This window comes from Nocardioides sp. Z35_8, from assembly GCF_059621125.1.
In genome coordinates this window covers 16,103-39,748 of the sequence record NZ_JCAQIE010000004.1, presented here as the reverse complement: position 1 = coordinate 39,748, position 23,646 = coordinate 16,103, and the positions used below count along the sequence as shown (strand labels likewise).

The window sequence follows — 23,646 nt, the reverse complement described above, 5'->3', positions numbered from 1 at the left end:
TCAGCTCCCGGTGGAGGTGTAGTGGCGGACGCCGGAGCGCCACACGAGCAGGGCGACGGCCATGGTCAGCAGCCCGGCGACGGGGGAGGCGAACTGGAGCGCCTCGGGCATCCCGGCAGGGTCTGGCCGCCCGAGCAGGTAGAGGCACGGGTACCAGTTGACGAACGCGATCGGCACCACGAACGTCAGCCCGACCAGCACCTCGCGCGGGAAGATCGAGAGCGGGTACTGCGTGACCGTCGCGCCTCCGTAGGTGAAGGCGTTGGCGAACTCCGTGGCATCGGTCGTCCAGAACTGCACGCACGAGAACCCGACGAACAGCCCGAAGAACACCAGCGCACCGCTGGCCAGCATCGACACCGCCACCAAGACGCGCAGCGGCGTCCAGTCGACGTAGGTGCACGCCCAGCCGAAGACGGCGCTCGCCTGCGTGAGGCGCCCCAGCCGGCGCAGCGTGAACTGGTCGGCGCACACCTGCAGGAGCAGCGGCACCGGCTTGGTCATCATCTGGTCCAGCCGGCCGGTGCGGATGTAGGTGCCGATCCGCTCGACGCTGCCGATCGCGGTGTCGGCCAGCGCGAGCGCCAGGGACGCGCTGCCGTAGAGCAGCGCGACCTCGTGCAGCGAGAAGCCGGCCAGGTCGTCGAGGTGGGCGAACATGATCCACAGCCCGACGAAGTCGAGGCCGGTGATGAGTCCGTTGCCCACGGCCAGCAGCACGAACGAGGCGGGGTACTGCCACGCCGCACGGATCCACAGCCACGCGATCTGCGCGTAGGTGCGCAGGTGGCGACCGGGCGCCGCCAGCACTCGCTCAGCCACCCTGCACCACCACCTTGCGCGTGGCCAGGCGCAGGACGCCGTGGCAGGCCACGAGCAGCACCACCGCCCAGAGCACCTGGAAGCCCAGCGCGGCGACCAGGCCGGTGCCGGTGTGCTTGCCGAGCCAGACGTCGGCGGGCACCTGGACGTACGACGCCCACGGCAGGGCCCGCGCGAGCGTGCCGAGCCAGCCGGGGAACAGGACCAGCGGGAGCATCATGCCGCTGAAGAAGATCGCGAACGCCCCGCTCATCACCCTGACTCCCGACTGGTCGAGCAGCCAGAAGGCGGTGCTCGCCACCAGGAAGCGCACCGAGAAGCTCACCACCACGGCGAGCACCAGCGACACCGCGAAGGCGAGCCCGGCCAGCGGCGAGGCGGGGAGCGAGATGCCGAAGACCACGATGCCGATGAGCGTGGGCCCCAGGCCCCGGGTGAGGAGGTGGTAGGCGGCGCGGCCGAGGTCGCTGGCGAGGTACCAGCCGACGATCCCGACCGGCCGGTAGAGGTCGATCGCCACGTCTCCGGTCCGGATCCGCTCGGCCAGGTCGTCGGTCGACCCGCCGCCCCAGAGGGCGATCGTCATCAGCAGCGCCTGCCCGAGCCAGACGTAGGTCACCGCGTCCTGCTGGTCGTAGCCCCCCGCGGTGGGGTTGGCCTTCCAGAGGGCGATGTAGGCGAAGGAGTAGATGACGCCGAAGACCGAGTTGGTGAAGATCCCGGCGAGCGTGGCGGCCCGGTAGGTGGAGTAGCGACGGAACGTGCGGGTCGCGACGGCGACGTGCAGCATCCCGTTCCCCCCTCACGCGAGTCGATTCCCGGCCCTCCCCCGAGGGGGCCGGGAATCGTCTCACATCCGGCGCGGGACGCGCCCGGCTCTGCGCCGGGTGGTCGTCGTGCGGATCAGCTTTCGCGGACCAGGTTGACCACACCGACGGTGCGGCCCTGCGCATCGCGCGTGATGGCGACGCCCGCGCGCCGGGCGCGGGGGCTCAGGAGGATCGCCCGGTGTCCGGGGGAGTCGAGCCAGAGCTCCACCATGGCCGCCGGGCTGAGGTCGGCGCCTCGCACCAGCGTCTCGCCTGCCCAGGAGTGGTCGCACCTGCGGAGGACCTCACGCTGGTCGCGGTGCTCCAGGACGCCGGTGCGCGCGATCCGCGCGCCCCACTTCTCGGCCAGTCGGTCGGTGCAGCCGTCGAAGGTCCTGATCCTGCGCAGGCCGCGGTCGACGCGGGCCTCGTTGATCCGGACCATGACGGCGGTCTCCAGGGCGTCGCTGCCCGGGTCGTCCGCGGTGGTGGCGGGCGCGGTGCGGGGGACCGACCAGGTCTCGGCCTCTGCCGCGACCGGCATGCCGCACGCGAGCGCGGTCGCGACGCCCAGGGCGGCGAGGCGCAGGAAACGGCGAGGCTGTGGCACGGGTCGTCCTCCAGGGAGGATCCGCAACGTGAGCGGATCTTGATGAAATCTGTTGACTCTCAAGATTGACGATAGGCATGCGACGTGCATGCTGTCGACCTTTTGGCGATTCGCGGACGTGCTGCGGACCGTTTCCTCAGATTTCGTGGAAGAGCCCCGCATTCCATCCCTGCGCAGATGAAAGCGGCTTGACGGTTTCTTCATGACGGGAACGCGCAAAAAAGAGGCCCGCGGTCTGGACCGGTGGGTCCGGACCGCGGGCCTCGTGGGGCCGGTGCCGACTGGTGTGACTGGTGTGACTGAATCCGAGCGGGCGGGGGTCAGTGCTGGGTCAGTGCTGGGTCAGTGCTGGGTCAGTGCTGGGTCAGTGCTGGGTCAGTGCTGGGTCAGTGCTGGTAGGTGCCGTGGATGATCGCGCGGCCGAGCGTGGCGAAGGCCAGGTTGAACGACACGACGGCGCACGAGGCGTCCGCGTCGACGCCGAGGGACTCCTCGCCGACCGCGTGGACGACGAAGTAGTAGCGGTGCGGCTGGTCGCCCTCGGGCGGCGCCGCACCCATGAAGCCGGCCTCGCCGCCGTCGTTGCGGACGTGGAAGGCCTTGCCGGGCAGCTCGCCCGAGGCCGCGCCGGCGTCGAGGGAGGTCACGTCGGCGGGGATGTCGACCAGGCACCAGTGCCAGAACCCGCTCGGGGTCGGCGCGTCGGGGTCGAAGCAGGTCACGACGTAGGACTTGGTCCCCTCGGGAGCACCCGACCAGCTCAGCTGGGGCGAGGTGTTGCCCTTGTCGGCCACCTGGTCGTCCTTGAGGGGGGCGCCGTCGGTGACGTCGTCGCTGGTGAGGGTGAAGGAGGCGGTGGGCGGGAGGAGGTCGTAGGGATCGGGTGCCACGGGTCGCTCGATGCTCATCCCTCGAACCTAGCCAGTGACCACCACGCGGGCCAGAGACAATGGGGCAATGCCCGACGACAGGCCCGCCGAGGTCCGCCCCTACCTCGCCGGCCTCGTCCTGACGGGCCGCAAGGTGCTCGTCGTGGGCGGCGGCCACGTGGCCCAGCGACGCGTCCCCTCCTTCCTGGCCACCGGAGCGCTGGTCACCGTGGTGAGTCCCGAGGTGACCCCCGCCCTCGAGGGCCTGGCCGGCGAGCTGACACTGGTGCTGCGCGACTTCGTCGAGACCGACGTGGACGGCGCGTGGTACGTCGTGGCCGCCACCGACGATCCCGAGGTCAACGCCCGGGTGGTGGCCGCCGCGGAGGCACGCCACACGTTCTGCGTGCGCGCCGACGACGCGTTGGGCGGGAGCGCCTGGACCCCGGCCGTGGGCCACCACGGCAGCGTCACGGTCGGCGTGCTCGGAAACCGGGAGCCGCGCAGGTCCGCGGCACTGCGCGACGACATCGTCAACGCCCTCCGCGACGGCCACGTCTCGGCGCGCGACGCCCACGACCGCACCCCGGGGGTGGTGCTCGTCGGCGGGGGACCGGGGGAGCCGGAGCTCGTGACGGTCGCGGCCCGGCACGCGCTGGCGTCCGCCGACGTGGTCGTGGCCGATCGGCTCGCCCCCCGCGAGCTGCTCGACGAGCTGGGCCCGCACGTGGAGCTCGTCGACGTGGCCAAGCTCCCGCGCGGCCGGTCGGCCTCCCAGGAGGCCATCAACCGGGTGATCGTCGACCGCGCCCGCGCCGGCAAGCGCGTCGTGCGCTTCAAGGGCGGTGACAGCTTCGTCTTCGGCCGCGGGTTCGAGGAGGTGCTGGCCTGTGCCTCGGCCGACGTGCCCGTCACCGTCGTGCCCGGCCTCACCTCCGCCATCGCGGTGCCCGCCCGTGTGGGCATCCCGGTCACCCACCGCGGGGTGGCGCACGAGTTCACCGTCGTGTCCGGCCACCTGCCGCCCGGACACCCCGACTCGCTCGTCGAGTGGGACGCCCTCGCCCGGCTGCGCGGCACCCTGGTCCTGCTGATGGCGGTCGACAACGCCCCCGCCATCGCGGACGCGCTGGTCTCGGGCGGTCGCGGCGCCGAGACGCCGGTGGCCGTGATCGTCGACGGGACGATGCCGACCGAGCGCACCGTGCTCAGCACGCTGGGGACGCTGGCCGACGACCTGGCCGCCCACCGCGTCGAGCCGCCGGCCATCATCGTGGTGGGCGAGGTCGTCGCCGTGGCCCGTCCGGCACACTACGGTCGTGGCTGACCCGGACCCGACCGTCGAGATCATCGAGCTGGACGACCCCGGCGACCCTCGGCTGGCCGACTACCGCGACCTGCGCGACGTGGAGCTGCGCAAGCACCTCGAGGCCGAGCACGGGCTGTTCCTCGCCGAGGGCGAGAAGGTCGTGCGCCGCGCCGTCGAGGCGGGCTACGAGGCGCGCTCCTTCCTGATGGCACCCCGGTGGCTGGACGGCCTCAGCGACGTGCTGGCCCGTGGCGACGCGCCCGTCTACGTCCTGTCCGAGGCGATGATCGAGCAGGTCACCGGCTTCCACGTGCACCGCGGTGCGCTGGCCTCCCTGCATCGGCGGCCGCTGCCGTCCGTCGAGGAGGTGCTGGAGGGCGCGCGCTCGGTCCTGGTGCTCGAGGACCTCGTCGACCACACCAACGTCGGCGCCGTCTTCCGCAGCGGGGCGGCGCTCGGGTTCGACGCCGTCCTCCTCTCGCCGCGGTGCGCCGACCCGCTCTACCGCCGTTCGATCAAGGTCGGCATGGGCGCCGTCTTCTCGACGCCGTGGACGCGGCTGCCCGACTGGTACGACGCGCTCCCGGCGCTCTCGCGCCGCGGCTTCACCACGGTGGCCCTGACCCTCGGCCCCGACTCGGTGCCGATCGAGGAGGCGGTGGCCGGGGTCGACCGGCTCGCCCTCGTGCTCGGCTCGGAGGGGCACGGGTTGTCCGCGCGGTGGGAGGCGTCCGCCGACCGGCGCGCGATCATCCCGATGGCCGCGGGGATCGACTCCCTCAACGTGGCGGCCGCCAGCGCGGTGGCCTGCTACGCCGCGGCCCGTCGCTGACGCCCGGGTGGGTGGCAGGCGGACCCTGCTCAGGCCGGTCGGCGCCGCAGCCGGCGGACCGCCAGGACGGACAGTCCCACCGCCAGGAGCACGTAGACGACGTTGCTGACCGGACCGACGTACGACTCGACGACGTGCCACTGCGCCCCGAGCTGGTGGCCGGCGAGGATGAGTGCGGCGTTCCAGACCAGGCTGCCGGCGGTGGTGAACACGCAGAAGCGCAGCAACGGCATCCGGTCGATGCCGGCGGGGATCGAGATCAGGCTGCGCACCCCGGGCACCAGCCGGCCCACGAAGACGGCGGTGCGGCCGTGACGGCCGAACCACGCGACCGCCCGGCGCACGTCGCGACCGTGCATCAGCGGGATCCGGTCGGCGAGCGCGCACACCCGCTCCAGGCCCCAGGCGGCGCCGAGCCGGTAGAGCACCAGCGCTCCGAGCAGCGAACCTGCCGTCGCCCACGCGATCGCGGGCACGAGCCCGTAGTGGCCCTGGCTGGCGGTGTAGCCGGCGAGCGGCAGCACCAGCTCGCTCGGCACCGGCGGGAAGACCGTCTCGAGCGCCGTGGCGACACCGACGCCGGGCGAGCCCAGCGTGCGCATGACGAGGACCACCCAGTCCAGCACCACGTCCATCGACCAGCCGCCGTCAGCCGCGCTGCCGCAGGGCTTCGTGGAGCACGATGGAGCCGGCCACGGCCGCGTTGAGCGAGGAGGCACTGCCGACCATCGAGATGGCGGCGACGTCGTCGCAGGCCTCGCGCCAGCCCGACGACAGGCCGTGGGTCTCGTTGCCCACCACGAGGACGACCCGGCCGCCGAGGGCGACGTCGGTGAGCGCGCTGCCGTGCTCGTCGGTGCCGACGATGCGGTAGCCGTGGGCGTGGGCGTGCTCGACGACCGGGCCGGGGCCGGGCACGCGCAGCACGGTGAGGGCGAAGAGCGACCCGGTGCTCGCCCGCACCGACTGGGGGTCGTAGGGGTCGGCGGCGTGGCCGGTGACCACGAGCGCGGAGGCGCCGAACGCGTCGGCGGAGCGGGCGAGGGTGCCGATGTTGCCCGGGCTGGTGGGCCGGTCGAACACCACGACCGGGCCGTGGCGGGTCGAGTCCTCGAGCCGGGCCACGCCGTCCTCGGGCATCTCGACGACGGCGACGAGCTCGGCGCCGTCCTCGCGACCGCTGAGGCGGGCGTGCAGCGCGGGGGAGAGCAGCACCCGCTCGGCCGACGTCGAGGCCCACAGCTCGTCCGCCCAGGTCGAGCCGGCCGCGTCGTCGGCGCGCAGCAGGGCGCGCACGGTCCAGCCCTCCTCGACGGCGCGGGTGAGTGGGCGCACCCCCTGCACGAGGAACTCGCGGTTGCGGTGGCGCTTGGTGCGGTTGGTCAGCAGCGCCTCCCACTGCTGGAAGCGCGCGTTCTCCCGGGTGATGCGCAGCTCAGCCATGGCGGTCTCCCGTCGGGCTCACTCCGCCGGCCAGGTCGCCGGGAAGTCCTCGGCCGCGGCGTCGTGCTTCTTCGTGAGCCGCTTGCGTGACTTCGCGGAGAGCCGGTCGCCGAAGACGGTGCCGACGGTGTGGTCGGTCTCGTGCTGCAGGCAGCGCGCGAGCAGGCCGTCGCCCTCGAACGAGACGGGCTCGCCGTCGAGGCCGTAGCCGTCCACGCGCGCCCAGTCGGGGCGCGGGCACGGCTCAAAGGATCCGGGGAACGACAGGCAGCCCTCGTCGTCGTCGTCGAGGCGGCGGTCCTTGCCCTCGGGGAGGGTGAGCACCGGGTTGCAGACCACGCCGACGGTGCGCACGCCCTCGTCGTCGGGGCAGTCGAAGACGAACATCGCCACGTCCTCGCCGATCTGGCAGGCCGCCAGCCCGACGCCCTCGGCGGCGTACATCGTGGCGACCATGTCGGCGGCCAGCGCGGCGAGCGCGTCGTCGTAGGCGGTGACCTCGGCCTGGGGCCGGTGCATGACCGGGGTGCCCCAGCGGGTGATCGGGCGCACGGTCCCACCGGTCGGCAGCGGTCCGTGGGGTGCCCGGACGGACGGGTCGGGATCGGCGCGTACGTCGGTCGGCTGCTCGTCGGACATGCGGTGGATCCTAGCCAGCGACCGGGTGACCGCCCGCAGGGCGGGCAGGCGGTGGTGCGAGATGTAACTGACAGTTACGTTGACGGCATGGTCCTTCCCCGCATCCTGCGCCCGGGCGGTCGGCACGGGGTGTCGTCCCGCGAGACCCGCGATGCGCTCGGGCTCGCCGTGGCGGCGGTCAGCCGGGTGGCGCAGAGCGACCTCCTCGACCGCCTCGGGCTGCGCAGGCAGGCGGAGCAGACCGTCTACGCGACGACCCGCGACGGCTTCCGCGTGGCGACCGCGGCCGGGCGCACGTTCGCCCGTGCCGGTCGCAGGAGCGCCGGCGCGAGGCCGGTGAGCGCGGCGTCGACCGGGCTCTTCGACCTCACGCCCACCGACGACGAGGAGATGCTCGTCGCAGTCGTCCGCGAGCTCGCGGATGAGGTGCTGCGTCCCGCCGCCCCCGCGGCCGACGCGGCGTGTGCCGCGCCCGCCGAGGTGCTCGCCGCCGCCGAGGAGCTCGGCCTGCCCGGCCTCGGCGTCCCCGAGGCGCTCGGCGGGATCATGGAGGAGCGCTCGGCGACGGCGGGCGTCCTGGTCGCGGAGGCGCTCGCCCACGGCGACATGGGCCTCGCCGTCGCCACGCTCGCCCCGGGAGCCGTCGCCACCGCGATCGCGCTGTGGGGCACGGACGCCCAGCAGCAGACCTACCTCCCCGCCTTCACCGGCGGCGACGGGTCGGGCGCCCCCGCCGCGGCGCTGGCCGTCGCCGAGCCCGCCGTGCTCTTCGACCCGTTCCGGCTCGCCACGACCGCGCGCCGCGACGGCGACGGGATCGTCCTCGACGGGGTGAAGTCGGCGGTCGTGCGGGGCGCCGAGGCCGAGCTGTTCGTCGTGGCGGCGATGCTCGACGGCACACCCGCGCTGTTCCTGGTCGAGTCCGGCGCCGACGGCCTCGAGGTGGAGGCCGACCCCTCGATGGGGGTGCGGGCGGCCGCCCTGTCGCGACTGCACCTCTCCGGCGTCCGCGTCGGCGCCGACGCGCTGATCGGTGACGCCGCCGGTGAGGCGTACGCCGAGTGCGTGCGGCTCTCCCGCCTGGCGTGGTGCGCCCTCGCGGTCGGCACCGGGCAGGCGGTGCTCGACCACGTCAAGGACTACGTCAACCAGCGCGAGGCGTTCGGCGAGCCGATCAGCCACCGGCAGTCCGTGGCCTTCATGGTCGCCGACATGGCCATCGAGGTGCAGGCGATGCGGCTGGTGACGTGGCGGGCCGCCTCCCGCGCCACCCGGGGCGAGGACTTCGCCCGCGAGGTCGGCCTCGCCCGCCAGCTCTGCGCCGAGAAGGGCATGCGGATCGGCCTCGACGGCGTCCAGCTGCTCGGCGGGCACGGCTTCGTCAAGGAGCACCCGGTCGAGCGGTGGTATCGCGACCTCCGGGCCGTCGGCGTGATGGAAGGCGCGGTGCTCGTCTGATGATCAACCTCGAGACGCCTCGCAAGCACGCCACGCTCGTCGGCCAGGCCCACCAGCTGGCGTTGAACATGCTCCGCCCCATCTCCCGCAGGTACGACCGTGCCGAGCACACCTATCCCCGGGAGCTCGACATGCTCGCCGCGCTGATCGACGGCGTGTCCGAGACCGGGGCGACGAGCGGGGCCGGCGCGGGTGGCGTACGCCGGGACGGCACGGGCACCGGGGACGAGGCCGGTACGGTCCGCAACGGTGCCAACCTCGCCTCCGTGCTGTCGGTCGCCGAGATGTGCTGGGGCGACACCGCGCTGCTGCTCTCGATGCCGCGCCAGGGCCTGGGCAACTCGGCGATCGCGTCGGTCGCCACCGAGGAGCAGCTGGAGCGCTACCGCGGGACGTGGGCGGCGATGGCGATCACCGAGCCGGGCACCGGCTCGGACTCGGCCAACATCACCACGACCGCGGTGCGCGACGGCGACGACTACGTCATCAACGGCGAGAAGATCTACGTCACCTCGGGCGAGCGGGCCGACTCGGTCGTGGTCTGGGCGACCCTCGACAAGGAGCTCGGCCGCGCCGCGATCAAGTCCTTCCTGGTCCGCAAGGACAACCCCGGGCTGAAGGTCGAGCGGCTCGAGCACAAGCTCGGCATCCGTGCCTCCGACACCGCGGCCCTCACCTTCACCGACTGCCGGGTGCCCACAGAGGACCTGCTCGGCTCGCCCGAGATCGACGCGCGGTCAGGCTTCGCCGGCGCGATGGCCACCTTCGACAACACCCGCCCCCTGGTCGCGGCGATGGCGGTCGGGTGCGCCCGCGCCTCCCTCGACCTCACCCGCGACCTGCTCGAGCAGGCCGGCGTGGTCGTCGACTACGACCGCCCCGGGCAGTCGCAGTCGGCAGCCGCGGCGACGCTCCTGCGGCTGGAGGCCGACTGGGAGGGGGCCCGGCTGCTGATGATGCAGGCGGCCTGGATGGCCGACAACCGGATGCCCAACTCGCTCGAGGCGTCGATGGCGAAGGCGAAGGCCGGCCGGGTCGGCTCCGACGTGACGCTGTCGTGCGTGCAGCTGTGCGGGACGCTCGGCTACAGCGAGGTCGAGCTGCTGGAGAAGTGGGCCCGCGACTCCAAGATCCTCGACATCTTCGAGGGCACCCAGCAGATCCAGCAGCTCATCGTGGCGCGGCGCGTGCTGGGGCTGACGAGCGCCGAGCTGCGCTGAGGGCGCACGAAGAGCCCCCTCCCGGTGGACCGGGAGAGGGCTCTGGTGGGCGATGGTGAGTGGTCAGGAGACGGACTTGAAGGGGTCGTGCTCGGAGAGGATCCGGTCGACGCGGGCCTGGTCGATGCGCGAGACGACGTAGCTGTCCTCCTGCGCGTCGCGCACGCACTTGGCGAGCGTGAAGCTCGAGGTGGTCAGGAACATCGTCCCGAGGCCGAGGAAGGCGCGGATCCAGCCGTCGACCGGGAGGTAGAAGATCGCGAAGATCATCGTCAGCAGGGCGACGGCGAAGGAGATGCCGGCCTGCAGGAAGAAGGCGTTGGTGTTCTTGGTGGGAGTCGTGGTGGCCATGGCCCCCACCCTCGTCATCCTCGGGCGCCGCAGCAGCCGCTGACCTACCCGTTCCGGGGTGAGTACCGGCGCTCAACCGCCGCGAGTACGTTCTGCGCATGCCCGACCAGCCGGCCCACATGTCGCCCGAGGAGTTCCGTCGCCACGGCCACGCCGCCATCGACTGGATCGCCGACTACTGGGCCTCGCTCGACGACCTCCCGGTCCGCTCGCAGGCCGCACCCGGCGACGTACGACGTCTGCTGCCCGCCTCGGCGCCCGAGCAGGCCGAGCCGTTCGACGCCGTCCTGGCCGACCTCGACCGCGTGGTGGTGCCGGGCCTGACGCACTGGCAGCACCCGCGGTTCTTCGCCTACTTCCCGGCCAACTCCTCGCCCGCCGCGATCCTCGGCGACCTGGTCTCCAGCGGCATCGGCGCGCAGGGGATGCTCTGGGCGACCAGCCCGGCGGTCACGGAGGTCGAGCAGGTCGTGCTCGACTGGTTCGCCGAGGCGCTCGGGCTGCCGGACGCGTTCCGCAGCGACGGCCCCGGTGGCGGGGTCATCCAGGACACCGCGTCCACCGCCACCTTCACGGCGCTGCTGGCCGCGCTGCACCGCGCCAGCGGGGGAGACGTACGACGGCACGGGGTCGGCGACGCCGGGTGGCGGGTCTACGGGTCCACGCAGGCGCACTCGTCGCTCGTGAAGGCCGCGATGATGGCGGGACTGGGCGAGGACGCCGTCCGCACGATCGACGTGGACCCCGCCACCCAGGCGATGGACGTCGACGCGCTGCGCGCCGCGATCGTGGAGGACGCCGCTGCCGGGCTGCGACCGGTGCTGGTCCACGTCGCCGCCGGCAGCACCTCCACCGGGGCCATGGACGACATCGCGGCCGTGGCAGCCGTCGCGCGTGAGGGGGACGTGTGGGTGCACGTCGACGCGGCGTGGGCGGGCGTCGCGGCGGTGTGCCCGGAGCACCAGGCCCACCTCGCGGGCGTCGAGGCGGCGGACTCGTTCGTCACCAACCCCCACAAGTGGCTGCTGACCACCTTCGACTGCAGCACCTTCTGGGTGCGCGACCGCGCCGCCCTGACCGGCGCGCTGTCGATCCTGCCGGAGTACCTCCGCAACGCCGCCACCGAGTCGGGCGACGTCGTCGACTACCGCGACTGGCACCCGCAGCTCGGGCGGCGCTTCCGCGCGGTCAAGCTGTGGGCGGTGCTGCGCACCTACGGTCTCGAGGGACTGCGTGCGCACGTCCGCAGCGGGGTGGAGCTTGCTCGTCGGGTCGCCGACCTCGTCGCGGCCGACGACCGGTTCGAGCTGGTGACCGAGCCGTCCCTGTCGTTGGTGGTCTTCCGGCTCCGGGCGGGCGACGAGGCGACGATGGCGGCGATGGAGGCGGTCAACGCCTCCGGCGAGGCCTACCTCTCGCACACCACCGTCGAGGGGCGCGCGGCGATCCGGGTCGCGGTCGGCAGCTGGCGCACCACACCCGCCGACGTCGACCGCACCTGGCGAGCCCTCCAGGACGCCGCGTCCGCGCCCGGCTGATCGCCGGCTGCTCGCCCCGGTGCACGTCGGGTCCGGCCGCGTAGAGTCACCCCACGTGCAGTTCCTCGACAGCGCCACGCCGCCCCACGACCTGACCTACGACGACGTCTTCATGGTGCCTCGCGCCTCGTCCGTCGCGAGCCGCTACGACGTCGACCTCTCCACCACCGACGGCACCGGCGCGACGATCCCGATCGTGGTCGCCAACATGACGGCGATCGCGGGCAAGCGGATGGCCGAGACGGTCGCCCGCCGCGGTGGCATCACGGTCATCCCGCAGGACATCCCGGTGCCCGTGGTCGCCGACGTCGTGGCGTGGGTCAAGCAGCGCCACCGCGTCTTCGACACCGCCATCGAGCTCCGCCCGGACCAGACCGTGGCCGAGGCGCTGTCCCTGATCCCCAAGCGCGCGCACCGGGCGGCCGTCGTCGTGGAGGACGGCCGTCCGGTCGGGGTGGTCTCGGAGGCCGACTGCGCCGAGGTCGACCGGTTCGCCCAGGTCGCCCGGGTCATGAACCGGTCGGTGGTCACCGTCGCGGACGACACCGACCCCCGCGACGTCTACGACGCCATCGAGCGCGCCGGCGCCCCGCTCGCGGTCGCCGTGTCCGGCGACGGCGCGCTGGTGGGCGTGCTGACCCGCCTCGGCGCGCTGCGGGCCACCCTCTACACGCCGGCCGTCGACGCGTCCGGGGGCCTGCGCATCGCCGCCGCCGTCGGGGTCAACGGCGACGTCGCCGACCGCGCGGCCCAGCTGCTCGACGCCGGGGTCGACTGCCTCGTCGTCGACACGGCGCACGGCCACCAGGAACGGATGCTCCAGGCCCTGCGGTCGGTGCGCGCGCTGTCACCCTCCGTGCCCGTCGCCGCCGGCAACGTGGTGTCGGCCGACGGCACCCGCGACCTCATCGAGGCCGGCGCCGACATCGTCAAGGTCGGCGTCGGTCCGGGGGCGATGTGCACGACGCGGATGATGACCGGGGTCGGGCGTCCGCAGTTCTCCGCGGTGCTGGAGTGCGCGGCCGCGGCCCGCGAGCTGGGCAAGCACGTGTGGGCGGACGGCGGCGTGCGACACCCGCGCGACGTCGCGCTCGCGCTGGCCGCCGGGGCATCGTCGGTGATGATCGGCTCGTGGTTCGCCGGCACCCACGAGTCGCCCGGCGACCTGATGGAGGACGCCGACGGCCGGCCGTTCAAGGTGTCGTTCGGGATGGCGTCGGCCCGCGCGGTGGCCAACCGCACGGCCGGCGAGTCGTCGTACGACCGGGCCCGCAAGGGCCTCTACGAGGAGGGCATCTCCTCCTCGCGGATGTACCTCCACCCCGGCCGGCCCGGTGTGGAGGACCTGATCGACCAGATCTGCTCCGGGGTGCGGTCCTCCTGCACCTACGCCGGCGCAGCCGACCTCGCCCAGCTCCACGAGCGGGCGCTCGTGGGCGTGCAGTCCACGGCCGGCTTCCACGAGGGACGGCCGCTCGAGAGGTCGTGGTGAGGGTGGGCGACCTCGACGACGACCTCGAGGATGACCTCGACCATGTGTTCGTGATGACCTACGGCAGGTCGGGCTCGACGCTGCTGATGGGCATCCTCAACTCGATCCCCGGCTGGCTGCTGCGCGGGGAGAACCGCCACGCCATGCGGCACCTCTACGACTTCCACCGCAGCGGGCTGGTCGAACGGGCCCGCGTCGACCCCGAGCGCGCGAGCCGGCCCACGCACCCGTGGTTCGGCATCGAGGCGTTCCCCGAGGACGCCTCGCTGCGACACATCCGCGCCCTCGCCGAGGCGACGCTGCTGCGGCCCGAGCCCGACACGCGGGTGACGGGCTACAAGGAGATCCGCTGGTACGACGAGGACCTGCCCGACTACGTCGACTTCCTCCGCCAGGTGTTCCCGGGCGCCCGGTTCGTGGTCAACACCCGCAACCTCGAGGACGTGGCGGCCAGCAACTACTGGACGCACAAGGACGACCCGCTGTCGCAGGTGAGCGCGATCGAGGCGAAGATCCTCGACGCGGCGGAGCGGCTGGGCGACGCCGCCTACCGCGTGCACTACGACGAATACGTCGCCGACCCCGAGGTGCTGCGCGGGCTCTTCGACTGGCTCGGCGAGCCCTACGACCCCGCGGCGGTGGAGTCGGTGCTCGCCACGCCGCACTCGAGGCGCGGGCGGCACCGTGAGTGAGCGCCACCTGGTCGTCGCGGCGACCGCCGCCGAGGCCGCCCACGTGCCGCCGCACCTGCCACTGGTCGTCACCGGCCTCGGCAAGACCGCGGCCGCGGCCGCGACCGCCCGCGCGCTCGCGGCGTACGACGACCTGAGCGACCTCACCGTCGTCAACATCGGCACCGCCGGAGCGCTGCGCCCGGGCCTCACCGGCCTGTTCGAGCCCGGCGTCGTGCTCAACCACGACCTGAGCGCCGACCTGGTGAGGGCGCTGGGCTACGACCCGCAGGAGCGACTCGAGGTGGGGGCGTCCGAGGTCGTGCTCGCCACGGGCGACGTCTTCGTCACCGACCCCGCTGTCCGCGACGCCCTCGCCCTGCGGGCGCACCTCGTCGACATGGAGGGCTACGCCGTGGCGTACGCCGCGCGCGAGGCCGGCGTGCCGGTGCGGCTGGTCAAGCACGTCTCCGACAGCGCCGACGAGTCCGCGCTCGACTGGCCGAGCGTGGTCGAGGCGTCCGCGCGGGCGCTGGGGGACTGGCTGCACGCCAACGTCTGACGCGGCTGCGCGGTACGTGGTGTGCGGTGTTTGGGTCGGGCCGACACGGCGTCCTCAAGCGGTCGCGTCCCCGCTCAACCACCCGGATCCGGGTGTCTGAGCGGGGACGAGACTGTCTTAGTGGCGCTGCTCGGGTAGAGGAGGGGCAGCGGCTCGGCTGCTCGGCCACCAGCCCCGGGGCGTTTGAGCAGACCAGCCCTTACGGCCACCTGCTTCCGCCGAGACCGGTCCCACGCTGGTCCTCGTGCACCCAGGTCATCGCGACCTCGGCGACCTGGCCTCAGGTCCAGCCCGAGACTCCCGCGACCAGTTCGCCGTCCAGGTTCTGCCTTGGCGGTCAGCTCCACGGCCGGGGCGGCATCAGGCGTCGCGACGGCGTTGGACCGGTCCAGCTCGTCGTTTGAGTCGCTGGTCGAGGTCCGCATCCGCCTTGCCGGTCACGATCTGAGCGTCTCCCATGGCCGGAGCGCATCGGCGCTCACGGGCACGCGCTTTCACCCGCCAAGGCGCGCCCATACCCGTCCCGGGTACTCGATCGCTGCAACGCGGCACTCATGATCCTCTCTGTGGGTGGCTGAGTGGGCCCTCGACGAGGACCGGCGCACGCTGCGCGTCGACGACACCCGCTCGGCCTCACCCACGCCGTCAGCCGGGCGTGGGCCCGTCGACGCCGAACCACGCGTCGACCGCGGCCTGCAGGCCGTCGCCGCCCTGCTCAGGCAGCACGCGGAAGAGCTTCCACAGGTAACCGTAGGGATCCTCGAGCTCCACGTATCGCTCGCCCCACGGGGCAGACTCGGGACCGGAAGTGACGACGCACCCTGCGGCCGCGGCGATTCGGGCGGCCTCGTCCACGTCTGCCACCTCGATGCCGATGACCACGCCGAGTCCACGGGGGCCGGTCTTGGTGAGCCGCTCGCGCGCGCTGTCGGGGAACGGCATCCCGTCCAGTGCGTCGACGAGCAGCTGCAGGGGTCCGCGCCTGAGGATCACCATCAGGGCGCGACCGTCCGGGTCCGGGACCGTCCCGACCTGCACGAAGCCGAGCTGCTCGTACAACGCCGTGGCGGCCGGCACGTCGTCGACTCGTAGCGCAAGTCGCACGGGAGGCTCATCGCTCACGCAGCGACATTAGCGTCGTCGGTGTCTGCGGCCGTCAGGTCAGCGGCGGCTGGATCTTCTCCCGGACCTCGGTCTCGGTGACCCCGAGGCCGAGTTCACAGGCTTGAGCGTGCCTCACGCTCGAAAGCTCCCAACAGGCTGGCGCCGGGGCAGGTCCCACGCTGATCGTGGTGCACCCAGATCATCCCGATCCCGGCGGCCCGGCCCAGGTCCAGCCCGAGACTCCCCGCGACCAGCTCGCCGACCAGCTCGCCGTCCAGCTCAGCCTTGGCGGTGAGATCCACGGCTGGGCCCGAACCGCAGGCTGATCACCGGCGGATCCGGACGTGCGGCCGTAGCGGCCAGCGCTGCACGGTGCCGGCGCTCAGCCGGAGACGACGACCAGGCGGAGACCATCCCCGCCCTCGAAGCTGCCGATCAGTGCCGGGCCTGGCGGGGCGTCGCCGACCCGACGCATGACGGTGAGCTCGAAGCCCGTGCCGGCGATGGTGGTGCGGTCGGACCCGTCCGTCGGGGACACCGGTTGCTCAGCGTCGTGCTGGGGGACGGTCGACACGCGTTCGCCCCAGGCGGTTGCGGTGGGTTCGCGCTGGACCTGGGTGCCGTCGGGCCGCCTCAGCAGGAGGTCGGCCTGACGGCCGCCCGTGCGGATCGCGTGGAGCACGGTCGCGACGAAGACCGGGTCCGCGCAGGCGTCGTACAGGTAGCGGGTGCCGAGGACGGAGTGCTCCATGGTGCCCAGCAGGCTCGCCTCGGCGCCCGGCAACGGAGCGGCACGGTAGGTGACCGGGACGAACAGGGTCGACGCCGATCGCGACCCGAACAGGAAGCACTCCATCCCCACCTCGCCGGCCGGATCGTCCAACCGGAACGAGCCGACCGGCTCGCGTTCGCTGGCGCCGTCCCACCACGACCTGGTGCGGAGCCAGGGACCGACGAGCTCGTCCTTGCGCGGTGAGATCGTCGCCTCGTGGAGCGTCGCCATGGGGCCACGGTAGCCGCCCGGGCCGATCCGGCGGGGCGGTCGGTTCCTCAGTCCTGCCCCGACGCGACACGAGTGGCCCGGCTCGGTGACCACCCCGCTGGAGGTGCACCCGCCCCGCCCGAGTGCCCAGTCTGGTCGGGTGAGCCGTGAGACGAGCGTTCCCGCCGACCAGCTGACCCCGGGCCAGGTCCGCCGGGCCGGGAGATGGGCGGTGGGCAACCGCGACGGCGAGCTCTTCGCGGTGTCACGCCGCTGCCGGCACCAGCTCGCCGACCTGGCCGAGGGGCGCGTCGACGCCGACGGATGCCTCGTGTGCCCGTGGCACCAGTCGCGCTACGACGTGACGACCGGGGTGATGGTCGAGGGACCGCACGGCTTCCTCGGCCACCACGGACGCACGCCGCGCTACGCGCGGTTCGTGCGCGGCTACGCGAAGGTGCTCCGGTTGCGGGTCGCGCGAGCCGTACGGGCCGGCGCCGACGTCGTCGTCCGACCGGGCAGGACTGACCGGTAGAGGCACGCCGGGGCGCCACGGTCGGAACGCTCAGGGCTCCCGGCGGCTGCTGACCGGCCCCCGGCGCAGCGTCCGCAGCAGGCCACCGGCCACCGAGCGCGGGCGCAGGACCGGCGTCCGGGACCAGCCCGCCTCCTGCATGCCCTCGAGGGTCTCGGCCAGCACCGAGACCGCGTCCGTCGTCGGGCTCCAGCCCAGCTCGGTCCGTGCGCGCGTCGAGTCGAGGAGCGGCACCGCGTAGCCCATGTCGATCCACCCGGGGTCGACCGGCTGGAGCCGCGCGTGCCAGCTCGCCGAGACGGCGGCGCGCACCACACCGGAGGGGACGTGGACGAGGCGGGCGCCGAGCACGTCGGCCACCTGGTGGGCGGTGACCGGCGGCGGCGCCGAGAGGTTGAACGCGCCCGGAGCCCGGGCCGCGAGCACCCGGGCGAACGCGTCGGCGACGTCGTCGGCGTGCACCATCGAGATGACGAGGCGCTCGTCGATCGGCAGCACCGGCACGTGGCGCAGCACGCCGCTCGGCACCAGCGCCGGCAGGCCGTAGCGCAGCAGCGCGCTGCCCGCGTCGCGCTGCCCGATGATCCCGGGGCGCATCCGGGTCACGACCACGCCCGGGAAGTCGGTCTCGAGGCGGTCGAGGAGCCGCTCGGCGGCGGCCTTGTGCCGGCTGTACATCGACGTCGGGACGCCGGCGGTCGGCCAGGTCTCGTCGACGGGGGAGTCGTCGTGCTTCGGCGAGTAGGCGCCCACCGATGACATGTGCACGAGGTGAGGAACGCCCGTGGCCACGACGGCGTCGATCACCCGCCGGGTGCCGCCGACCCCGAGCTCGCGGAGGTGGTCCTCGCGGTGCGAGGGCTGGAACCCCCAGGCCAGGTGCACCACCGCGTCGGCCCCCTCGCAGGCGGCCCGCAGTGCCCCGGTGTCGGCGTCGTCGGTCAGGTCGACCCGGACCCACTCGGCCGCCGGCAGCGGGGCGTCGTCGCCCGGCGGTCTCCGCACCAGCCCGACGAGCTCGTGCCCGCCGTCGTCGGCCAGCCGACGCAGCAGCGCCGTGCCCACGTTGCCGCTCGCGCCGGTGATCACGATGCGCATGTCGCCTCCTCGTCGTGGCGCGGCACCACGGCCCCGCTCCCGACGCCGGTACCCCGCAACCGCCTCGGGCACCGGCCGGCGCTCAGCGCGAGGTGTTGGCGGTGCGGCCCTTGGTGACCCCGACGAACGCCTGGGTGACGTCGTCGTCGCGCTCGATGCGCCAGACCAGCGCGATCGTGGTGGGCTCGAGGTCGGCCACGACGCGGGTCACCACGTCCTTGCGCTGGTGGAGGCGCGCGACCGACATCGGCACGATCACGATGCCCGTGCCGGCCGCGACCGTCTCGATCGCCTCCTGCTCGGTCATCGGCGGCCACTCGAGCTGGCGGACCGTCGGCGTCCAGCCGCTCGGGTGGGGGCGGACGAGCTGCTCGTCGACGAGGTCGGCCGTGGTGACCTCCTCGTCGGCGGCGGCCAGGACGTGATCCCGCGACGCGACGGCCACCTGCAGCTCGTCGTAGAGCCGCACGCAGTGCAGCCCGTCGCGGTCGACGGGGAGCCGCACGAGCGCCATGTCGAGGCTGCCGTCGCGGACGCCGTCGAGTTGCTCGGCCTCCGTCACCGGCACCAGCTCGAGCGGCTCGCGGCGGCGGTCGCGCCAATGGCGGGCCCACTTGTCGGGGGTCGAGCCGGCGACGAAGCCGATGCGCAGCGGGTCGGTCATGCCCCGAGCCTAGGCGTCAGCTCTTCGCGGTCTCGCCGGCCCCGGTCTGCGGCCCGCCCTTCTCGACCTCGCTCTTCTCCACGGAGAACACGAAGTCGTCGCCGTGCTCGGTGACGCCGGTGATGACGGCGGCCTCCACGGCCTCGCGGGCGTACTTGCGCCGCACGACCAGCGGGTCCTGGCCCAGGTCCTTCACCAGCGCGACCGCCAGGCCGATCATGATCAGCACGAAGGGCAGCGCCGCGATCACCGTGATCGTCTGCAGCCCGCTGAGGGCGTCCGGGCCACCGACGAGCAGCATCACCGCGGCGACGGCACCGGTGGCGACGCCCCAGAAGACGACGGTCGGACGGCTGGGGTGGATCGTGCCGCGCTCGGACAGCGAGCCCATCACGATGGACGCGGCGTCGGCGCCCGAGACGAAGAAGATGCCGACCAGGACCATCACGACGATGCTGGACACCGTCGCCAGGGGGTAGGCCTCGAGCGTGCTGAAGAGCTGGTTCTCCAGGCCACCCGCGCCCGCGATGTCGGTGCCCTTCTCCTGCAGGTCGATCGCCGCGCCGCCGAAGATGCAGAACCAGACCACGCTGATCATGCTCGGCACCAGCAGCACGCCGGTGACGAACTGGCGGATGGTGCGGCCGCGGGAGATGCGGGCGATGAACATGCCGACGAACGGCGTCCACGACAGCCACCACGCTCAGTAGAACACCGTCCAGGTCGAGAGCCACGCGCTGGTCTCCGCGCCCTCGGCGGCAGTGCGGGCGGCCATCATCGGGAGGTCGGCGACGTAGCTGCCGATCGAGGTGGGCACCAGGTTGAGGATGAACACGGTCGGACCGACCACGAAGACGAACAGGGCGAGCGCGACCGCGAGGACCATGTTGATGTTGGACAACCACTGGATGCCCTTGGCCACGCCGGACACGGCGGAGAGCACGAAGGCGGCCGTCAGGACGGTGATGATGCCGATGAGCGCCGCGTTGCCGGTGTCGCCGAGGCCGGCGACGATCGTGAGGCCCGACTCGATCTGCAGCGCGCCGAGGCCCAGGGAGGTGGCCGAGCCGAAGAGAGTCGCGAAGATCGCGAACATGTCGATCGCCTTGCCACCGAGCCCGTGGGCGTGGCGTCCGATGAGCGGCTCGAACGCCGAGCTGATCAGCTGCAGGCGTCCCTTGCGGTAGACGCCGTACGCCACAGCGAGGCCCACGACCGCGTAGATCGCCCAGGGGTGCAGCGTCCAGTGGAACATCGTCGTGGCCATGGCGTTCTGCGCGGCCTCGGCCTCGCCGGCGGCACCCGTGCCGGGCGGGGGAGCGATGAAGTGGGTGATCGGCTCGCTGACGCCGTAGAACATCAGCCCGATGCCCATGCCGGCGCTGAACATCATCGCCACCCAGGAGATCGTGCGGAACTCCGGCTGCTCGTCGTCGCGGCCGAGCGGGATGTTGCCGAACTTGCCGAGCGCCAGCCAGATGACGAAGACGACGAACCCGCTCGAGGTCAGGACGAAGAGCCAGCCGGTGTTCTCCATCGTCCATGCCAGCCCCTTGCCCGAGGCGTCGGCGAGGCTGTCGGTGCTGATGAAGCCCCAGGCCAGGAACGCCAGGCTGACGACGGCGGTGACGCCGAAGACGAGCCTGTCCAGGCCGCGCTCACGCGGCGCGGTGGGCTCGATCGCCGCGTCGAGGGCGGGGTGCGGCTCGTCGACGGGGTCGGGCGTGGGCAGGTCGCGCGTGGATGCTCGAATCCGGTGGCCATCCGCCGACCAGATCAAACGGCGGCGCCGGCACGCAACCCGCGGGCCCGCCCGTCCACCCGAAATGGCGCGCCAGTCGCGCGGAATGAGACCAGGACCACAGGGGTGAGGACCCCGCGGCAGCGGCCGTGGCACCGTGGTGGGACGGGCGGACAGCCAGAGGAAGGGGAGCGGCATGAGGCAGTCGCGGACGTTCGACCCGTCCCTGCACGCGGCCGGTGGACCGGCGGCCGAGGGACGGTGCTCCTACCACCGGAGCGAGCAGTCAGGGGACCGGGGCGACCCCGCGTGCGCGGGTGAGGCCGTCGTCTCCTTCGACGACGGCGCCGGCGGGTGGGAGTCCGGGTGCCGCACGGCCCTCGAGGACCTCGTCGAGCGTGGTGAGATCGAGCCGCTCGGCCAGGGGGCGTGAGACCGGCGCCACCTCAGGCGCCGTTGGACGCCTCGTGCCAGTCCCAGTGCGCGCGGCGGTAGACGTCGGTGGCGGCCACCAGCGCGCCGCAGACCCGGCACACCGGCTGCGGGCCGGCGTCGGTGTCGAACATGTCGTCGATGTCCGCTCCGGCGATGTCGTCGTGCTCGCTCATGCGCTCACGATAGGGCCGGGCCCTCCGGTGGGCCACCCACCGCCGTGGCTCCGGGCTTGCCCGCCTCTGCGTAGGAGCGCGTGACGGTCACGGTGAGCGGGAAGTCCACCGCGAGGTCGCGGAACAGCAGCCGGCCCGCGTCCTCCGCCGCCGCCCTGGCCTCCCGGCCGACCGCGTCGGCCAGGGCGGCGGGAGTGTGCACGACCACCTCGTCGTGGAGGAAGAACACGAGGTGGGGCCGGTCGGTGAGCGCGCCGTCGCCGAGTCGCCAGAGCCGGTTGCGCAGGTCGGCGACCCAGCACAGCGCCCACTCCGCGCCCGTGCCCTGCACCACGAAGTTGCGGGTGAACCTGCCGAAGGCGCGACGCTGCCGGTCGAGCGCGTCGAGGTCGGGCGGCGTCGCGTCGGGCGACTCCTCCCACGTCCCGCCCAGCGACGGGCTGCCACGCCCGAGCAGCGTGCGCACCACCTGGCCGCGCTCGCCCGCCCGTGCGGCCTCCTCGACCAGGCCGAACGCCTGCGGGTAGCGGCGGGTCAGCCCCGCGACCATCCGTCCGCTCTCGCCACTGGTGGCCCCGTACATCGCCCCGAGCAGGCCGAGCTTGGCGTCCTGACGGCTCGCGACCGCGCCGGCGTCGACCATCCCCTGGTAGAGGTCGGCACCCCGCGCCGCCGCGGCCAGCCCACGGTCGCCACTCATCCCGGCGAGCACCCTCGGCTCGAGCTGCGCGACGTCGGCGACCACGAAGGTCCAGCCGTCGTCGGCGACGACGGCCGAGCGCACCTGCGCGGGGATCGACAGCGCGCCCCCGCCGTTGGACGACCACCGCCCGGTGGCCGAGCCGGCCGGCTGGTAGACGGGACGGAAGCGACCGTCGCGCACCCAGTCGTCGAGCCACGCCCAGCCGTTGGTCTGGAAGAGGTGGGCGAGCGACTTGTAGCGCAGCAGCGGCTCGACGACCGGGTGGTCGACCGCCCGCAGGGTCGAGGCGCGGATGTCGCCGACGTCGATGCCGGCGCGGCGCAGCGAGGCGAGCAGGTCGGGGTGGGAGTCGGGGTTGAGGGCGGGGGCGTCGAGCAGGCGGCGCAGGTCGTCGGCGCACTCCTCGAGCAGGCGGGGGCGCGCTCCGCGCACCGGGCGTGGGCCGAGCCGCTCGGTGAGCAGGGCCTCGTGGACGTCGACCCGCCACGGGACCCCCGCGTGCGTCATCTCGGCGGCCGCGAGCGCGCCGGCCGACTCCGCCGCGACGAGGAGCGCGAGCCTCGGCTGCTCCGGCGAGGCAGCGATCGCGGCGAGCTGGCGGTCGTCCTCGAGGTCGGCGCGCAGGTGCTCGGCCGCGTCGTCGGCGCCGAACAGGACGGGGTCGCCCACCCGCTCCGCGGACCACGGCCGCAGCAGGTCCCACAGGTCGGCCTGGTCGCCGCGCAGGAAGGACCGGTCGACGGCGGGTGCCCGGGAGAGCACGCGACGACAGAGCCGGAGGTCGTGGCACCTCGTCACCCGCACGCCTGCCGCCAGCAGCCCGGGATACCAGCGGGCGGTGTCGTCCCACACCCACCGCGGGGCGTCGGGCCCGTCCTCCCGCTCGCGCACGTGGGCCGGAAGCGCGCCGAGCGGCAGTTCGCGGGAGGCACTGCCGTCGGCGACCAGCACCCGCTCACCCGGCAGGAGGGAGAGGCGGACGCGCGTCATGGGGACAGCCTCCCCGATGCCACCGACGCCGGACGCGGCGGTGCCCCGCTCAGGTACGACCCGGATGATGGGTCGGGTGCTGCACCGACATCCCTTCCTCGGCCTGATGACACTGCTCTACCTGGGGTTCGTCGGGCTGGTCACGCTGACGCCCGGTGCTGAGCAGCCCGACTACGCGGGCCTGGCCGGTCGCATCCTGGCCCGGCTCGAGCGCTACCCCGACCTCGACCCGATCACCAGCCGGCTCAGCGTGGAGCGGTTCGAGTTCCTCGCCAACATCGGGCTCTTCGTCCCGCTGGGGATGTTCCTGCTGCTGCTCGTCGGCTCTCGGCTGTGGCTCGTGGCCCTGGCCGCCGGCATCGTGCTGACCTCGATGATCGAGAGCGTCCAGCGCGAGATCCCGGGGCGGGTGTCCGACCCGCGCGACGTCGCCGCCAACACGATCGGCATGTTCCTCGGCATCGTGCTCGCTCTCGTGCTCACCCTGCCCAGCACCCTGCGGCGCCGCCGTGCGGCACGCGGCACCTGACGAGAGGGGCGGCGCCGGCGCTGCCCGCGTGGCCGTTCGCACGCGAGAGGACCCGGCGCCGTGGGCG

26 protein-coding genes and 1 pseudogene are annotated in these 23,646 nt (G+C 73.3%); 11 read left to right on the top strand and 16 right to left on the bottom strand.

Going from position 1 to position 23,646, the window contains the following annotated elements; all coding sequences use genetic code 11:
• From AC54T2_RS16620 to AC54T2_RS16605, 4 genes are all read right to left on the bottom strand, one after another.
• Window positions 1–822 carry an ABC transporter permease gene (locus AC54T2_RS16620; protein WP_186342538.1) on the bottom strand — a complete coding sequence of 274 codons (822 nt, stop codon included), beginning with the start codon at window positions 820–822 and terminating at the stop codon, window positions 1–3.
• A complete protein-coding gene (locus AC54T2_RS16615) occupies window positions 815–1,612 on the bottom strand; it encodes an ABC transporter permease (protein WP_186342537.1) in 798 nt (265 codons plus the stop codon). Before AC54T2_RS16615 ends, AC54T2_RS16620 begins: the two co-directional genes overlap by 8 nt.
• Window positions 1,613–1,725: 113 nt before the next feature.
• The gene (locus tag AC54T2_RS16610; protein WP_186342536.1) at window positions 1,726–2,241 is read right to left on the bottom strand and encodes a CAP domain-containing protein; all 516 of its coding nucleotides are present in this window, start codon (window positions 2,239–2,241) and stop codon (window positions 1,726–1,728) included.
• Between the two features lie 386 nt (window positions 2,242–2,627).
• The gene (locus AC54T2_RS16605; protein WP_496666734.1) at window positions 2,628–3,149 is read right to left on the bottom strand and encodes a YbhB/YbcL family Raf kinase inhibitor-like protein; all 522 of its coding nucleotides are present in this window, start codon (window positions 3,147–3,149) and stop codon (window positions 2,628–2,630) included.
• A 49-nt stretch (window positions 3,150–3,198) separates the two neighbouring features.
• Here AC54T2_RS16605 and cobA point away from each other — a divergent pair, with 49 nt between their 5' ends.
• Both cobA and AC54T2_RS16595 read left to right on the top strand, forming a co-directional pair.
• Entirely contained in the window at window positions 3,199–4,437 is a 1,239-nt protein-coding gene (cobA, locus tag AC54T2_RS16600) for a uroporphyrinogen-III C-methyltransferase (protein WP_496666733.1), read from the top strand.
• Window positions 4,430–5,251, top strand: a complete 822-nt coding sequence (locus AC54T2_RS16595) for a TrmH family RNA methyltransferase (RefSeq protein WP_186342533.1) — start codon at window positions 4,430–4,432, stop codon at window positions 5,249–5,251. Before cobA ends, AC54T2_RS16595 begins: the two co-directional genes overlap by 8 nt.
• A 29-nt stretch (window positions 5,252–5,280) precedes the next feature.
• Here AC54T2_RS16595 and AC54T2_RS16590 read toward each other — a convergent pair whose 3' ends face one another.
• From AC54T2_RS16590 to def, 3 genes are read right to left on the bottom strand one after another with little or no spacing between them, the layout of a single operon-like run.
• Window positions 5,281–5,886 (bottom strand): DedA family protein, encoded by a 606-nt coding sequence (locus AC54T2_RS16590; protein ID WP_496666732.1) that lies wholly within the window; start codon window positions 5,884–5,886, stop codon window positions 5,281–5,283.
• 13 nt (window positions 5,887–5,899) lie between these two features.
• On the bottom strand, window positions 5,900–6,694 hold the full coding sequence (locus AC54T2_RS16585) for a TrmH family RNA methyltransferase (protein WP_496666731.1): 795 nt from the start codon (window positions 6,692–6,694) through the stop codon (window positions 5,900–5,902).
• Window positions 6,695–6,712: 18 nt separating this feature from the next.
• A complete protein-coding gene (gene def, locus AC54T2_RS16580) occupies window positions 6,713–7,333 on the bottom strand; it encodes a peptide deformylase (protein WP_186342530.1) in 621 nt (206 codons plus the stop codon).
• A gap of 87 nt (window positions 7,334–7,420) precedes the next feature.
• Here def and AC54T2_RS16575 point away from each other — a divergent pair, with 87 nt between their 5' ends.
• On the top strand, window positions 7,421–8,791 hold the full coding sequence (locus AC54T2_RS16575; protein ID WP_489976822.1) for an acyl-CoA dehydrogenase family protein: 1,371 nt from the start codon (window positions 7,421–7,423) through the stop codon (window positions 8,789–8,791).
• Window positions 8,791–10,011 carry an acyl-CoA dehydrogenase family protein gene (locus AC54T2_RS16570; RefSeq protein WP_496666730.1) on the top strand — a complete coding sequence of 407 codons (1,221 nt, stop codon included), beginning with the start codon at window positions 8,791–8,793 and terminating at the stop codon, window positions 10,009–10,011. Before AC54T2_RS16575 ends, AC54T2_RS16570 begins: the two co-directional genes overlap by 1 nt.
• A gap of 63 nt (window positions 10,012–10,074) precedes the next feature.
• Here AC54T2_RS16570 and AC54T2_RS16565 read toward each other — a convergent pair whose 3' ends face one another.
• Window positions 10,075–10,362: a YiaA/YiaB family inner membrane protein gene (locus AC54T2_RS16565; protein ID WP_186342527.1), complete on the bottom strand. Its 288-nt coding sequence runs from the start codon at window positions 10,360–10,362 to the stop codon at window positions 10,075–10,077.
• 98 nt (window positions 10,363–10,460) lie between these two features.
• Here AC54T2_RS16565 and AC54T2_RS16560 point away from each other — a divergent pair, with 98 nt between their 5' ends.
• From AC54T2_RS16560 to AC54T2_RS16545, 4 genes are read left to right on the top strand one after another with little or no spacing between them, the layout of a single operon-like run.
• On the top strand, window positions 10,461–11,900 hold the full coding sequence (locus AC54T2_RS16560) for a pyridoxal phosphate-dependent decarboxylase family protein (RefSeq protein WP_496666729.1): 1,440 nt from the start codon (window positions 10,461–10,463) through the stop codon (window positions 11,898–11,900).
• A gap of 55 nt (window positions 11,901–11,955) precedes the next feature.
• On the top strand, window positions 11,956–13,392 hold the full coding sequence (locus tag AC54T2_RS16555; protein ID WP_489976825.1) for a GuaB1 family IMP dehydrogenase-related protein: 1,437 nt from the start codon (window positions 11,956–11,958) through the stop codon (window positions 13,390–13,392).
• The gene (locus AC54T2_RS16550) at window positions 13,389–14,084 is read left to right on the top strand and encodes a sulfotransferase (RefSeq protein WP_496666728.1); all 696 of its coding nucleotides are present in this window, start codon (window positions 13,389–13,391) and stop codon (window positions 14,082–14,084) included. The genes AC54T2_RS16555 and AC54T2_RS16550 overlap by 4 nt, the downstream gene beginning before the upstream one ends.
• Window positions 14,077–14,625: a nucleosidase gene (locus tag AC54T2_RS16545; RefSeq protein ID WP_496666727.1), complete on the top strand. Its 549-nt coding sequence runs from the start codon at window positions 14,077–14,079 to the stop codon at window positions 14,623–14,625. The genes AC54T2_RS16550 and AC54T2_RS16545 overlap by 8 nt, the downstream gene beginning before the upstream one ends.
• A gap of 645 nt (window positions 14,626–15,270) precedes the next feature.
• Here the strand turns inward: AC54T2_RS16545 and AC54T2_RS16540 are convergent.
• The 3 genes from AC54T2_RS16540 to AC54T2_RS16530 form a co-directional block, all read right to left on the bottom strand.
• Window positions 15,271–15,747, bottom strand: a complete 477-nt coding sequence (locus tag AC54T2_RS16540; protein WP_186342524.1) for a VOC family protein — start codon at window positions 15,745–15,747, stop codon at window positions 15,271–15,273.
• A gap of 95 nt (window positions 15,748–15,842) precedes the next feature.
• Complete coding sequence (locus AC54T2_RS16535) at window positions 15,843–16,031, bottom strand: hypothetical protein (RefSeq protein WP_496666726.1); 189 nt, start codon at window positions 16,029–16,031, stop codon at window positions 15,843–15,845.
• An 80-nt stretch (window positions 16,032–16,111) separates the two neighbouring features.
• A complete protein-coding gene (locus tag AC54T2_RS16530) occupies window positions 16,112–16,732 on the bottom strand; it encodes a maltokinase N-terminal cap-like domain-containing protein (RefSeq protein ID WP_186342523.1) in 621 nt (206 codons plus the stop codon).
• Window positions 16,733–16,871: 139 nt separating this feature from the next.
• Between AC54T2_RS16530 and AC54T2_RS16525 the strand changes: the two genes are divergently transcribed.
• Complete coding sequence (locus AC54T2_RS16525) at window positions 16,872–17,246, top strand: Rieske (2Fe-2S) protein (RefSeq protein ID WP_186342522.1); 375 nt, start codon at window positions 16,872–16,874, stop codon at window positions 17,244–17,246.
• Window positions 17,247–17,276: 30 nt separating this feature from the next.
• Here AC54T2_RS16525 and AC54T2_RS16520 read toward each other — a convergent pair whose 3' ends face one another.
• From AC54T2_RS16520 to AC54T2_RS16510, 3 genes and pseudogenes are all read right to left on the bottom strand, one after another.
• On the bottom strand, window positions 17,277–18,344 hold the full coding sequence (locus tag AC54T2_RS16520; RefSeq protein ID WP_496666725.1) for an NAD-dependent epimerase/dehydratase family protein: 1,068 nt from the start codon (window positions 18,342–18,344) through the stop codon (window positions 17,277–17,279).
• 82 nt (window positions 18,345–18,426) lie between these two features.
• Complete coding sequence (locus AC54T2_RS16515; RefSeq protein WP_489976828.1) at window positions 18,427–19,008, bottom strand: LysR substrate-binding domain-containing protein; 582 nt, start codon at window positions 19,006–19,008, stop codon at window positions 18,427–18,429.
• A 16-nt stretch (window positions 19,009–19,024) separates the two neighbouring features.
• A pseudogene (locus tag AC54T2_RS16510) lies at window positions 19,025–20,788 on the bottom strand (BCCT family transporter).
• A 157-nt stretch (window positions 20,789–20,945) separates the two neighbouring features.
• On the opposite strand from AC54T2_RS16510, the gene AC54T2_RS16505 reads away from it, so the two are divergent.
• Window positions 20,946–21,182, top strand: coding sequence for a hypothetical protein (locus tag AC54T2_RS16505; RefSeq protein WP_496666724.1), 237 nt, complete (start codon window positions 20,946–20,948; stop codon window positions 21,180–21,182).
• 13 nt (window positions 21,183–21,195) lie between these two features.
• On the opposite strand, the gene AC54T2_RS16500 is transcribed toward AC54T2_RS16505, so the two are convergent.
• Both AC54T2_RS16500 and AC54T2_RS16495 read right to left on the bottom strand, forming a co-directional pair.
• Window positions 21,196–21,357: a hypothetical protein gene (locus tag AC54T2_RS16500; protein ID WP_489976830.1), complete on the bottom strand. Its 162-nt coding sequence runs from the start codon at window positions 21,355–21,357 to the stop codon at window positions 21,196–21,198.
• Window positions 21,358–21,361: 4 nt separating this feature from the next.
• Window positions 21,362–23,050, bottom strand: coding sequence for a bifunctional 3'-5' exonuclease/DNA polymerase (locus AC54T2_RS16495; protein ID WP_186342516.1), 1,689 nt, complete (start codon window positions 23,048–23,050; stop codon window positions 21,362–21,364).
• Window positions 23,051–23,126: 76 nt separating this feature from the next.
• Here AC54T2_RS16495 and AC54T2_RS16490 point away from each other — a divergent pair, with 76 nt between their 5' ends.
• Window positions 23,127–23,579 carry a VanZ family protein gene (locus AC54T2_RS16490; protein WP_496666723.1) on the top strand — a complete coding sequence of 151 codons (453 nt, stop codon included), beginning with the start codon at window positions 23,127–23,129 and terminating at the stop codon, window positions 23,577–23,579.
• Window positions 23,580–23,646 lie beyond the last annotated feature (67 nt).

What these genes read in the sequence shown, in the direction of transcription:
- AC54T2_RS16565 (WP_186342527.1), bottom strand. Translation starts at nt 10,362, where the DNA reads ATGGCCACCACGACTCCCACCAAGAACACCAACGCCTTCTTCCTGCAG.
- AC54T2_RS16505 (WP_496666724.1), top strand. Translation starts at nt 20,946, where the DNA reads ATGAGGCAGTCGCGGACGTTCGACCCGTCCCTGCACGCGGCCGGTGGA.
- AC54T2_RS16500 (WP_489976830.1), bottom strand. Translation starts at nt 21,357, where the DNA reads ATGAGCGAGCACGACGACATCGCCGGAGCGGACATCGACGACATGTTC.
- AC54T2_RS16570 (WP_496666730.1), top strand. Translation starts at nt 8,791, where the DNA reads ATGATCAACCTCGAGACGCCTCGCAAGCACGCCACGCTCGTCGGCCAG.
- AC54T2_RS16520 (WP_496666725.1), bottom strand. Translation starts at nt 18,344, where the DNA reads ATGCGCATCGTGATCACCGGCGCGAGCGGCAACGTGGGCACGGCGCTG.
- AC54T2_RS16615 (WP_186342537.1), bottom strand. Translation starts at nt 1,612, where the DNA reads ATGCTGCACGTCGCCGTCGCGACCCGCACGTTCCGTCGCTACTCCACC.
- AC54T2_RS16515 (WP_489976828.1), bottom strand. Translation starts at nt 19,008, where the DNA reads ATGACCGACCCGCTGCGCATCGGCTTCGTCGCCGGCTCGACCCCCGAC.
- def (WP_186342530.1), bottom strand. Translation starts at nt 7,333, where the DNA reads ATGTCCGACGAGCAGCCGACCGACGTACGCGCCGATCCCGACCCGTCC.
- AC54T2_RS16560 (WP_496666729.1), top strand. Translation starts at nt 10,461, where the DNA reads ATGCCCGACCAGCCGGCCCACATGTCGCCCGAGGAGTTCCGTCGCCAC.
- AC54T2_RS16575 (WP_489976822.1), top strand. Translation starts at nt 7,421, where the DNA reads ATGGTCCTTCCCCGCATCCTGCGCCCGGGCGGTCGGCACGGGGTGTCG.
- AC54T2_RS16605 (WP_496666734.1), bottom strand. Translation starts at nt 3,149, where the DNA reads ATGAGCATCGAGCGACCCGTGGCACCCGATCCCTACGACCTCCTCCCG.
- AC54T2_RS16585 (WP_496666731.1), bottom strand. Translation starts at nt 6,694, where the DNA reads ATGGCTGAGCTGCGCATCACCCGGGAGAACGCGCGCTTCCAGCAGTGG.
- AC54T2_RS16530 (WP_186342523.1), bottom strand. Translation starts at nt 16,732, where the DNA reads ATGGCGACGCTCCACGAGGCGACGATCTCACCGCGCAAGGACGAGCTC.
- AC54T2_RS16495 (WP_186342516.1), bottom strand. Translation starts at nt 23,050, where the DNA reads ATGACGCGCGTCCGCCTCTCCCTCCTGCCGGGTGAGCGGGTGCTGGTC.
- cobA (WP_496666733.1), top strand. Translation starts at nt 3,199, where the DNA reads ATGCCCGACGACAGGCCCGCCGAGGTCCGCCCCTACCTCGCCGGCCTC.
- AC54T2_RS16590 (WP_496666732.1), bottom strand. Translation starts at nt 5,886, where the DNA reads ATGGACGTGGTGCTGGACTGGGTGGTCCTCGTCATGCGCACGCTGGGC.